This window comes from Rhodobacter sp. JA431, from assembly GCF_900217725.1.
In the GTDB taxonomy this organism is placed as follows: domain Bacteria; phylum Pseudomonadota; class Alphaproteobacteria; order Rhodobacterales; family Rhodobacteraceae; genus Rhodobacter; species Rhodobacter aestuarii.
Genome location: NZ_OBMP01000008.1, coordinates 121,484 through 132,685 on the forward strand (window position 1 = coordinate 121,484; position 11,202 = coordinate 132,685).

Below are 11,202 nucleotides of genomic sequence, written 5' to 3' on the forward strand. Positions count from 1 at the left end.
CTTTGCGGTTGGGGAAAGGGCAGTTACATGTTTTCCTGATCCTATCGCGCAATCGGAGCCCTGTCATGAGTGAGACCGAAACCCTCGTCGCCGACATTGACCACCTCGGCACGAAGCTGGCCATGGCCCGTGCCTCGGTCAACCGCCGTTTTATCGGGCAGGAACGGGTGGTGGAGCTGACGCTCGCCGCGATGCTGTCGGGCGGGCATGCGCTGCTGGTGGGCCTGCCGGGGCTGGGCAAAACCATGCTTGTGGATACGTTGGCCACCGTTATGGGCCTTGCGCCAAGCCGCATCCAATTCACGCCCGACCTGATGCCCGCCGATATTTTGGGCTCTGAAGTGCTTGAAACCGCCGCCGATGGCAGCCGGGCCTTTCGCTTTTTGGAAGGGCCGATCTTTTGCCAGCTTTTGATGGCGGATGAGATCAACCGTGCCAGCCCCCGCACGCAATCAGCCCTTTTGCAGGCGATGCAGGAACGCGAGGTGACGGTGGCCGGGGTGCATCGCCCACTGGGCCCGCCCTTCCACGTGCTCGCCACGCAAAACCCGATTGAACAAGAAGGCACCTATCCGCTGCCCGAGGCGCAGCTGGACCGGTTCTTGGTGCAGGTGGATGTCGAATATCCGACCCGCGCCACCGAGCGTGATATTTTGCTCGCCACCACAGGGGTGGAAAGCGCCGAAGCGGTGCAAGTCTTCACTGCCGAGGAGTTGATCGCCGCACAGGCTTTGGTGCGGCGGATGCCGGTGGGCGATACCGTCGTGGAAGCGATCCTTGATCTGGTGCGCGCTTGCCGCCCCGGGGAGCCAGAGGCCCGCACCATCGCCCGCGATGCCTTGGCTTGGGGGCCGGGGCCGCGCGCGGCACAGGCTCTGATGCTCACCGTGCGGGCGCGCGCGCTCCTGAATGGCCGTTTGGCTCCTTCGGTTGCCGATGTGGCGGCGCTGGCGCGGCCCGTGCTCAGCCACCGCATGGCGCTGACCTTTGCCGCCCGCGCGCGCGGCGAAACGCTGTCTGCCATCATCGCACGGATCGTCACCGAAGTGCTGGGCGATGCCGCCGAGGATGCTGCGTGAGCGACCCGGTGCAGGACGCGGCGGCGCGCGATCTGCGCCGTGCCGCCGAGACAGAGGCAGCCGCCCTGCCCGCCTTGCTGATTGCGGCAGAGCATTTGGCCAATACGGTGCAGATGGGCGGGCATGGCCGCCGCCGCGCGGGCGCGGGCGAGGAATTCTGGCAATATCGCCCCGCCCATTCGGGCGACGCCGCGCGGTTTGTGGATTGGCGTCGCTCGGCCCGGTCAGACACGCAATTCATCCGCGAGCGCGAAATGCAAAACGCGCAATCGCTGCATCTTTGGGTCGATCCGGCCAATTCGATGCGCTTCACCGGTGCAGCCACGGGCCGCGCTGCCCGGCCCGAAAAACGCGACCGGGCGCAGGTGTTGGCACTGGCACTCGGCATCTCGGCCTTGCGGGCTGGCGAACGCGTGGGGCTTGCGAGCCCCCTCGCCCCGCCGCGCCCCGGCAAGGCGCATTTGCTGACCTTGGCGCAAGCACTCACCGCACAGTCGAGTGAGGCGGATTACGGCACGCCTGATCTAAGTGCCGTCGCGCCGCAGTCTGAGGTGGTGCTGATTTCCGATTTTCTAGGTGATCCTTCCGCGGTTGAAGCGGCACTCACCGGTGTGGCCGAGCATGGGGTAAAAGGCGCGCTCTTGCAGGTTTTGGACCCGGCAGAGGAAGATTTCCCCTTTGACGGGCGCACGATCTTTACCTCTATGGTCGGCGCAGTGCGGTTTGAAACCCGCGAGGCGGCGGGGCTGCGCGCGCGCTACCGAGAACGCTTGGCCGAACGGCGCGACAGGTTGGAAACGCTTGCCGCCCGCGCGGGCTGGGCCTTTTCCACCCATCACACCGGCGCACCTGCGCAATCGGCGCTTTTGTGGCTGCATGGCGCGCTTGGGGGGGCTTGGCGATGATGGCGCTTGGCCCCTTAGGCTTCACCACCCCTTGGTTGCTTTTGGGCTTGGCCGCGCTGCCCGCGCTGTGGTGGCTGTTGCGCGCGGTGCCACCTGCGCCAATCAAGCGCCGCTTTCCCGGCGTGGTGCTGCTTTTGGGCCTGCCCGATGAAGAGACGCAGGCAGAGCGCACGCCGTGGTGGCTTTTGGCCTTGCGGATGCTTGCCTTAGCGGCGGCAATCATTGGCTTTGCGGGGCCAGTGCTCAACCCCGAGCCGGTGCAATCCGCCCGCGGCCCGCTTTTGATCTTAGTCGATGGCAGTTGGGCCTCTGCCCGCGATTGGCCGCGCCGGGTGGAGCGGATGACGCGCGCTTTGGATGAGGCGGCCGCTGCCGGGCGTCCGGTGGCTTTGGTGAACCTTTCCGACCCGCCGCCCGCGCCGCCCCCCTTTGCTGAGGCAGCGGATCTGCGCCGCAGCTTGGCCGGGGTGAAGCCGCAGCCTTGGGAACCCGCGATTGAAACCGCGCCGGAAAGCTTTTTGCCGGAGGGGGACTTTGACACGCTGTGGCTTTCTGACGGGCTGAACCGCATGGGCCGGGGGGCTTTGTTGCGCGCGGTTACGCAGCGCGGCATGGTCAAGGTCTGGCAACCCGGCACGCCGGTTTTGGCACTGGGCGCGGCGGCGGTGGAGGGCACGCAATTGCGCGTGCCGCTTTTGGCCAGCACGCCAATCACCCAACCGCTGGAAGTGGTGGCCTATGGCACCGACCCATCGGGGGCAGAGCGCGAGCTGGCGCGGGTTGACGTGGGTGTTCAGGCCGATGGCACAGGCGATGCGCTCTTTGATTTGCCGCCAGAATTGCGCAACCGCATCAGCCGGTTTGAGATTGCGGGCCAACGCAGCGCCGGGGCGGTGAGCCTCACCGACGATGCGCAAAAGCGCCGCAAGGTCGCGCTGATTTCCGGCTCTACCGCACGCGAGGGGCTCGAACTGCTCGCCCCCACCCATTACCTGCGCCAAGCCTTGGCCCCGAGCGCGGATCTGATCGAGGCGACGCTGTCAGACGCGCTTTTGACGAAACCCGATGTGATCATTTTCGCCGATATTGGCGATGTGGCCGAAGCGGATCGTGTCGCCGAGTGGTTGGAAGAGGGGGGGCTCTTGATCCGCTTTGCCGGGCCGCGCCTCGCAGCCTCGGATATCGCCAATAACCCGCTCTTGCCTGTCTCTCTGCGCCAGGGCGGGCGCTCCATCGGCGGCACCATGAGTTGGGGTGAGCCGCGCCGAATTGCCCCTTTTGCCGAGGGCTCCCCCTTTTCGGGGTTGGTTGTCCCCGAAGAGGTCACGGTGCGCGAACAGGTAATGGCAGAGCCCGGCCCCGACCTTGGCGCGCATACGATTGCCGCGCTCGCCGATGGCACGCCGCTGGTGACGCGTTCGGCCTTTGGGCAGGGCGAGATTGTTTTGTTCCACGTCACGGCCAATGCCGAATGGTCGAACCTCCCGCTTTCGGGCCTTTTTCCGCAAATGCTGGAGCGGCTTTCGGTGTTGGCGCGTCCGGTCGCCCCATCGGCAGAAGATTTGGCCGGGCAGATCTTTACGCCGCTCAAACGGCTTGATGGGTTTGGGGCGCTCTCCACCACCGAGGCGGCGGCGGGCGTGAAGGGCGAAGATTTGGCCGAGGGGCCACCCGGCCCTGACCTGCCGCCGGGGCTTTATGGGGCCGAGGGGCGGGTTTTGGCGCTAAACGCTTTGCCGCCGGGGCGCCAGCTTGCGCCCGCCACTTGGCCCGCAAATGTGGCGCTAGAGGCCGAGGGCACCGCACGCCAAACCGCGCTGCAAGCACCGCTTCTTCTGGCCGCGCTGCTCGCTTTGCTTCTTGATGTGATCGCCACGCTCTCCCTGTCTGGGCGGTTGCGCGGCGCGCGGGTGGCGGTGCTGGTTGCGCTGGCGCTTGGCTTTGCGCCGATAGACACCCACGCGCAGGAAGCGATGGACGAGGCCCGCGCGATTGCTGCCGCTGATAATGTTGTGCTGGCCTATATGCCCTCGGGCGATGCGCAGATGGATGACATCTCAAACGCTGGGCTGCGGGGCTTGAGCCAAATTCTGACCCGGCGCACTACGGTGGAACCCTCCGCCCCGATGGCGGTGGATTTGGAAAGTGATGATCTGGCGCTTTTCACGCTGATTTATTGGCCGATCAGCGCCACCTCGCCCAGCCCGTCGCCTGCGGGTTATGCCAAGCTGAACCGGTTCCTGCGCGGCGGCGGGATGATTTTGTTTGATACCCGCGACGCCGATCTTTCGGGCTTTGGCACGGCGACCGAAGCGGGGCAACGGTTGCAGGCTTTGGCCGCGCCGCTCGATATTCCGCCGCTTGCACCCTTGCCCTCCGATCATGTGCTGACGCGGGCGTTTTATCTGCTGCAAACCATGCCGGGGCGTTACGATGGGCCGATCTGGGTGGAGGCCGCACCGCTTGATGCCGAACAAGCCGAGGGCATGCCATTTCGAAACCTCAATGACGGGGTGACGCCTGTGGTGATTGGCGGAAATGACTGGGCGGCGGCTTGGGCCGTTGGCGAAACCGGGCAGCCGACCTTCCCGGTGGGGCGTGGCTCAGCGGGCGAGCGGCAGCGCGAGATAGCCTATCGTTTCGGGGTGAATTTGGTGATGCATGTGCTGACCGGCAATTACAAATCCGATCAGGTGCATGTGCCTGCGCTGCTAGAAAGGCTGGGGCAATGATGGGCGGCACACTCACCTTTGCGCCGCTGTTGCCTTGGCCCGTTTTGGCGGCGGTCGCCACGTGTTCAGCATTCCTACTGCTTTTTGCGCTGTGGCGGGGCTTGAATGGCTGGGCCTTGCGTGGGTTGGCGGTCTTGGCGCTTTTGGGCGCACTGGCACAACCCTCGATCCAGAGCGAGGAAAAGACGCCACTGTCCGATATTGTGCTTTTGGTCGATGATCGGTCAGCCTCACAAACGCTGCCGGGGCGTGAAGATCAAACCGATGCAGCCCTGCGCCGGATCGCGGCGGAAATTGCCGCGCTCCCCAATACTGAACTGCGCCGCGCCACCGTGCCCGATGATCTGGGCAATGCAGGCACGCTATTGGGCGCGACGCTGACGGAAGCGCTCGCCGCAGAGCCGCGCGGGCGCGTGGCGGGGGTGGTCGTGGTCTCGGATGGGCGGCTGCATGACCCCGAAGCGCTCCCCGATGTGCCTGCACCGCTGCATTTGCTGCGCACCGGGCGCGCGCGGGATTGGGACCGGCGGTTGGTCATTCAAACTGCGCCCGCCTTTGGCATCATTGGTGAGGAAACCACAATCCGGTTGCGGATCGAAGATAGTGGCGCGGTGCCTGCCTCGGTCGGGCAAATGGCAATGCTGACCATTGCCATCGATGGCGGGCAGTCGCGGCAATATACGGTTGAGGTGGGCCAAGATTTGGAATTGCCCTTGGTGTTGGAGCACGGCGGGCAGAATGTGGTGCAATTCACCTTGGCCGAAACGCCGGGCGAATTGACCACGCGCAACAATGCCGCCGTGGTGCAAATAAACGGGGTGCGGGACAGGTTGCGGGTGCTTTTGGTCTCGGGCCAGCCCCATGCGGGCGAGCGCACATGGCGCAACCTGCTGAAATCCGATGCCGGGGTGGATTTGGTGCATTTTACCATTTTGCGCCCGACCGAAAAACATGATGGCACGCCTGTCTCCGAACTTTCGCTGATCGCCTTCCCGACGCAGGAACTGTTTTTGGAAAAGATCGACCAGTTCGATCTGATCATCTTTGACCGCTATGCCGCGCGGGGCATTTTGCCAGCCGCCTATTTCGAAAATATCCGCGCTTATGTAGAGCGTGGCGGCGCGGTTCTGGTCTCTGCCGGGCCGGAATTTGCGACGGTGGAAAGCCTGTGGCAAACGCCGCTCGGCACGATTTTGCCCGCGCGGCCCACGGGGCGGGTGTTCTCCGAAGGGTTCTTGCCGCGCCCAACCGAAATTGGCCTGCGCCATCCGGTGACGGCAGGGCTTGAGGGGGCGCCGCCGGTTGAAGGCGACCAAGACGCCCCGCATTGGGGCCGCTGGCTGCGCCAGATCGCGCTGGCCCAACCCACCGGCGAGGTGGTGATGAAGGGGCTCAACGACATGCCGCTCTTGGTGCTGTCGCGCGCGGGCGAGGGGCGCGTGGCGCTTTTGGGCTCAGATCACGCATGGCTCTGGGATCGCGGTTTTGAAGGCGGGGGACCGCAACTCGAACTTCTGCGCAGGATTGCCCATTGGGCGATGAAGGAACCCGATCTGGAGGAAGAGGCGCTACAGGCCGAGGTGGAGCCGGGCACGCTGTCGCTTTCGATCACGCGCCGCACGATGCAAGACAGCATTGGCCCGCTGACGATTACGGGGCCGGATGGGGAAAGTGAAACCCTGACCTTGCCAGAGGTGGAGCCGGGCCGCTTTGCGATGCTTTGGGAGGCCCCAAGCGCCGGGCTTTATCGGTTGACCCAAGATGACCTTGAGCGCGTTGTGGCGCTTGGCCCCGCCAGCCCGAAGGAATTTGAAAACCCGGTGGCTTTGGGTGAAGACTTGGCGGCGGTTCTGGCCGCCACGGGCGGTGCAGAAAAGGCGGTGGAGGATGGCATTCCGGCCTTGCGGCGGGTGAATGCGGGGCGGCCTGCCTTTGGCCGCGACTGGATCGGCATCACCCCGCGCGAGGTGTATGACGTGACCGATATTCGCCGCGATGCCTTGTTGCCCGGTTGGGCGTGGCTCTTGCTTGCCGCGGGCTTCAGCGTCGCCGCATGGCTACTAGAAGGCCGCCGTAAACGTTTAGCCGCTTAACGCAGGCCGATCTCAGACAGCATGGTTTGCAATTCGCGAGGCAGGGGCTCTTCGCGCGCGGTGCTGGTGCGCAAATCTCGCGGCGCGTCCGTGCCCGGAAAATAGCGCCAGCCTTGGAACGGGCGGCGCGGCGCGGCCTCCGTGCGGATCACGTTTTTATCAAGCACAAAGGCGCAGCGCGTGACGCCATCGGCCCCGGTCACGGGTTGCAGATCCAAAATCTGCTGACGCGCCAGAATCACCCCTTTGATCACCCAGTAAAGCGAGCCCCCCGCCAGAACCTCGTCGGCGCGTTTGGGCCACATCCGCGTGACATGCACCGCAGAACCGGCGCCAAAATGCGCCTTTTGCCAGTTGATCAGGTCTTCAACGCTTTCTGCCCCAACACAGAGTTTGAGGATATGCAGCGCTCCGGTATGGTTTTCGGGCATTTCGTCTTTCCCCTTCGGACGATCCACAATATAGGGGCCCCTCGCCAAGGGCAACGCGTTGACCCACTTGGCCCCAAACTCTATCTTATCCGTTCCCCCAGCCGCCCCGAGGATGCCCCGATGAGCCGTTTTTCTGCCCCTATCGCTGAACAGATCTGGGACATGAAATATCGTTTGAAAGAGGCAGATGGCGCCCCCATCGATGCCTCTGTCGAAGATAGCTGGCGGCGTGTGGCGCGCGATTTGGCCTCGGTCGAGACCGATCCTTCCGCTTGGGAGCCGCGCTTCTACGCCGCGCTCGAAGATTTCAAATTCCTGCCTGCGGGGCGGATTTTGGCCGGCGCGGGCACCGGGCGCTCGGTCACGCTTTTCAACTGCTTCGTCATGGGCACGGTTCCCGACTCGATGGGCGGCATTTTTGACATGCTCAAAGAAGCCGCGCTGACGATGCAGCAAGGTGGCGGCATCGGCTATGACTTCTCTACCATCCGTCCGCGCGGGGCGGCGGTGCAGGGTGTTGCGGCGGATGCCTCTGGCCCGCTTTCGTTCATGGATGTCTGGGATGCGATGTGCCGCACCATCATGTCGGCGGGTTCGCGCCGTGGCGCGATGATGGCGACAATGCGCTGCGACCACCCCGATATTGAGAACTTCATCACCGCCAAGCAAGATTCGGCCCGGCTGCGGATGTTCAACCTCTCGGTGCTGATCACCGATGCCTTCATGGAAGCGGTCAAAGCCGATGGCCCTTGGGAACTGACCTTCGGCGGCAAGGTCTATCACACCATTCAGGCGCGCGATCTGTGGAACAAGATCATGCGCGCCACCTATGATTTCGCGGAACCCGGGGTGATTTTCATCGACCGGATCAACGCGATGAACAACCTCAACTATCTTGAGCAGATCTGCGCCACCAACCCCTGTGGCGAACAACCCCTGCCGCCCTACGGCGCCTGCCTTCTGGGCTCAATCAACCTTGCGCGGCTGGTGTCTGCGCCGTTCACCGAAGCCGCGGCTTTGGATGAAACCGCCCTTGATGAATTGGTCCGCACCGCAGTGCGGATGATGGACAATGTGGTGGATGCCTCGCGCTTCCCGCTGCCGCAACAAGCCGAAGAAGCGCGCAACAAGCGCCGCATTGGGCTTGGCGTGACAGGCCTTGCCGATGCGCTGTTGATGCTTGGCCTGCGTTACGGCTCCGATGAAGCTGCCGCGCAAACCGAGGCTTGGATGAAGCTGATCGCCCGCGCCTCTTACCTTGCCTCCGTCGATATGGCGAAAGAGAAGGGGGCCTTCCCGCTCTTTGACGCCGAGAAATACCTCGCCTCCGGCAATATGATGCAGATGGATGACGATGTGCGCGACGCCATCGCCACGCACGGTATTCGCAACGCGCTTTTGACCTCAATCGCGCCCACCGGCACGATCTCGCTTTACGCGGGCAATGTCTCGAGCGGGATTGAGCCAGTCTTCGCCTATGCCTACACCCGCAAGGTGCTGCAAAAAGACGGTTCGCGCACCGAAGAGGAAGTGGTCGATTACGCCGTGCAAATGTGGCGCGACCTGAAGGGCGATGCGCCGCTGCCCGATCACTTCGTCAACGCGCAGACGCTCGCGCCGATGGACCATGTGAAGATGCAGGCCGCCGCGCAGAAATGGATCGATTCGAGCATTTCGAAAACGATCAACTGCCCGGAAGACATTTCCTTTGATGCTTTCAAAGACGTTTATATGGCGGCCTTTGAAAGCGGCTGCAAAGGCTGCACCACCTACCGCCCGAATGATGTGACTGGCTCCGTTCTCACAGTTTCGGAAAACTCGGAAAAAGCGCCAGAGGCCGACAAAGGCGCCGAGGTGGTTTACCTGACCGAACCGCTGGGCCGGCCCGCCGCGCTGGAAGGCGCGACGTACAAGCTGAAATGGCCCGGCTCGGAGCATGCGATCTACATCACCGTGAACGACATTGTGCAAGGCGATCACCGTCGCCCGTTTGAGGTGTTTATCAACTCCAAAAACATGGAGCATTTCGCTTGGACCGTCGCGCTGACGCGGATGATCTCGGCGGTGTTCCGGCGTGGCGGTGATGTGAGCTTTGTCGTGGAAGAGCTGAAAGCCGTGTTTGACCCGCGCGGCGGGGCGTGGATGCAGGGGCAGTATATCCCCTCGATTTTGGCGGCCATTGGCGGCGTGATTGAGCGCCACCTCATCTCGACCGGCTTCATTGCCGGCGAGGGAATGGGGCTTAAAAGCGATCCGCGTGCTGAGATGATGACCATCGGCGAAGCCCCCCGCGGCCCCGCCTGCCCCTCTTGTGGGTCCTATGCGATGCGCAAAGTCGAAGGCTGCATGACCTGCGCCGATTGCGGCCATTCGAAGTGTGGGTGACGGTGGTCGGTCGGAAGAAGTTGTAGGACCCACTAAATCTTGGCCATTTCCGGGGTAATTTGTCCATTCTGGCACAGGATTAATGACCATCGGCTGCGCTGCAGTCGGTGGTTTCTTTTTATATCAATGACTTGCGTATTTGGTTGTTTTGCAGCGTTCGATGCATCGTCGTTGCGCCCCGCCTTGATGGGCGCCGTTGACGGCTAGCCGCGCTTTCGGCATCCCTCAGGGCCAATCCGGCCGGGTTCTTTCCAACTTCCCCCTCATGCAGAGCCTCTGCGCGAGGGCATGGCGCGCTGCGCCTGAAAGGACCTCCATGACGAAGATCAAGTTCATCAATGCTCGCTTCGCCGATCCCAACGAGGACGAACTCGCCATCAAGCGTCGCTTCGAATGGCACCTGCGCACGCTCCGTGCGCTTCGGAACGGCGTGTCTCCGAAGTTGCCGGGAGACTTTGAAGATGAGTTGCGCTGGAACGAAGACCTCTTCGCCATACCGCTCTCAGAAAATGACCGCAGCAAGGTGATGCGTCGCGCGCGCAGGGTAATACGCGCGCGCGCCAAGGTCTCCGGGCTTAGCCATCTCAGCTCGGATGACCAGCGCAGGCTTGAGGTGCTCCGCGACGGCGCGGATCTCGTCAGGATCGGGAGCGAACACCGCGCGGATGAGATCGCCGCCGCGATCCACGCTGAGATGCCCTGGATGGCGGCGGCAACCGACTTCCTCTGGAAAGCGATGCGCCGCTCGGTGCGGGTGGGAGAGCCCGGGTTCCGTCTGCCGCCCGTGCTGCTCGACGGGCCGCCTGGGATTGGGAAAAGCGTGTGGTCGCGCGAATTGGGCCACCATCTAGGCGTCCCGCGCTGCGGGATCGAAGGGACCGCCGAGCAGGCCTCCTTCGTGGTCAACGGCTCCCAACGGGGCTGGGGCACGGCCTTCCCGGGACGGCCTTTGCAAACGATCTTGCAGAGCCTCTGCGCGAATCCGATCGTGGTGATCGACGAGATCGAGAAGGCTGGGGCGCCGACCTCGACCAAGGGGCAGAGCTACGGCTTAACCGAGGGGCTTCTGCCGCTGCTGGAGCGGTCTTCCGCTGCCGCCTGGAAATGCCCCTACTATCAGGTTGGCTTCGACATGTCCTGGATCAGTTGGATACTGACCTCGAACAGCTTTAGGCCGCTTCCGGCTCCGTTCCTGAGCCGACTAGAGATCTTGCATCTTACCGCTCCCACCAAGAGTGACCTCATTTCCTTCGCGGAACGAGAGGGTGCGCGGCGTGGCCTATGCGACGTTTCCGTGGGCGTGATCTGCGAAGTGCTCGACCAAGTTGCTGGTGCGCATAAGCTCAACCTGCGCCACGTGTCGCGCATGCTGGCTAGGGCAGAGGCGATGGCAAGCAGCCCGCAGCCGCATTGAGTGGTGGATGCGAGCGCTCGCCCTCGAAGGGTCCGGGTTGCCGCGACATTTGGGCCGGGTGAGACAAATGGGAGGTGTCAGTCCGAAGCGGTGCCAGCCCGCGAGTCGTGATGACCTGCCCCCCTTTAGGAGCCGTGTGCTTTTTTCGCTCAACTCGACACGA

Annotated in this window: 7 protein-coding genes; 6 read left to right on the forward strand and 1 reads right to left on the reverse strand. The window is 63.5% G+C overall.

From position 1 onward, the window contains the following. Nucleotides 1-65 precede the first annotated feature (65 nt). From CRO18_RS15300 to CRO18_RS15315, 4 genes are read left to right on the forward strand one after another with little or no spacing between them, the layout of a single operon-like run. Nucleotides 66-1,079: a MoxR family ATPase gene (locus CRO18_RS15300; RefSeq protein WP_076486390.1), complete on the forward strand. Its 1,014-nt coding sequence runs from the start codon at nt 66-68 to the stop codon at nt 1,077-1,079. Further along, the gene (locus tag CRO18_RS15305) at nt 1,076-1,984 is read left to right on the forward strand and encodes a DUF58 domain-containing protein (protein ID WP_097082781.1); all 909 of its coding nucleotides are present in this window, start codon (nt 1,076-1,078) and stop codon (nt 1,982-1,984) included. The genes CRO18_RS15300 and CRO18_RS15305 overlap by 4 nt, the downstream gene beginning before the upstream one ends. Then, entirely contained in the window at nt 1,981-4,716 is a 2,736-nt protein-coding gene (locus tag CRO18_RS15310; RefSeq protein ID WP_097082782.1) for a DUF4159 domain-containing protein, read from the forward strand. Before CRO18_RS15305 ends, CRO18_RS15310 begins: the two co-directional genes overlap by 4 nt. Next, entirely contained in the window at nt 4,716-6,809 is a 2,094-nt protein-coding gene (locus CRO18_RS15315) for a hypothetical protein (protein WP_097082809.1), read from the forward strand. The genes CRO18_RS15310 and CRO18_RS15315 overlap by 1 nt, the downstream gene beginning before the upstream one ends. Here CRO18_RS15315 and CRO18_RS15320 read toward each other — a convergent pair. Next, complete coding sequence (locus CRO18_RS15320; protein WP_097082783.1) at nt 6,806-7,240, reverse strand: DUF1489 family protein; 435 nt, start codon at nt 7,238-7,240, stop codon at nt 6,806-6,808. The two genes, CRO18_RS15315 and CRO18_RS15320, sit on opposite strands and share 4 nt — an antisense overlap. 120 nt (nt 7,241-7,360) lie before the next feature. On the opposite strand from CRO18_RS15320, the gene CRO18_RS15325 reads away from it, so the two are divergent. Beyond that, on the forward strand, nt 7,361-9,625 hold the full coding sequence (locus CRO18_RS15325; RefSeq protein ID WP_097082784.1) for an adenosylcobalamin-dependent ribonucleoside-diphosphate reductase: 2,265 nt from the start codon (nt 7,361-7,363) through the stop codon (nt 9,623-9,625). A 316-nt stretch (nt 9,626-9,941) separates the two neighbouring features. Next, a complete protein-coding gene (locus CRO18_RS15330) occupies nt 9,942-11,039 on the forward strand; it encodes an AAA family ATPase (RefSeq protein WP_097082785.1) in 1,098 nt (365 codons plus the stop codon). The last annotated feature ends 163 nt before the right edge of the window (nt 11,040-11,202 follow it).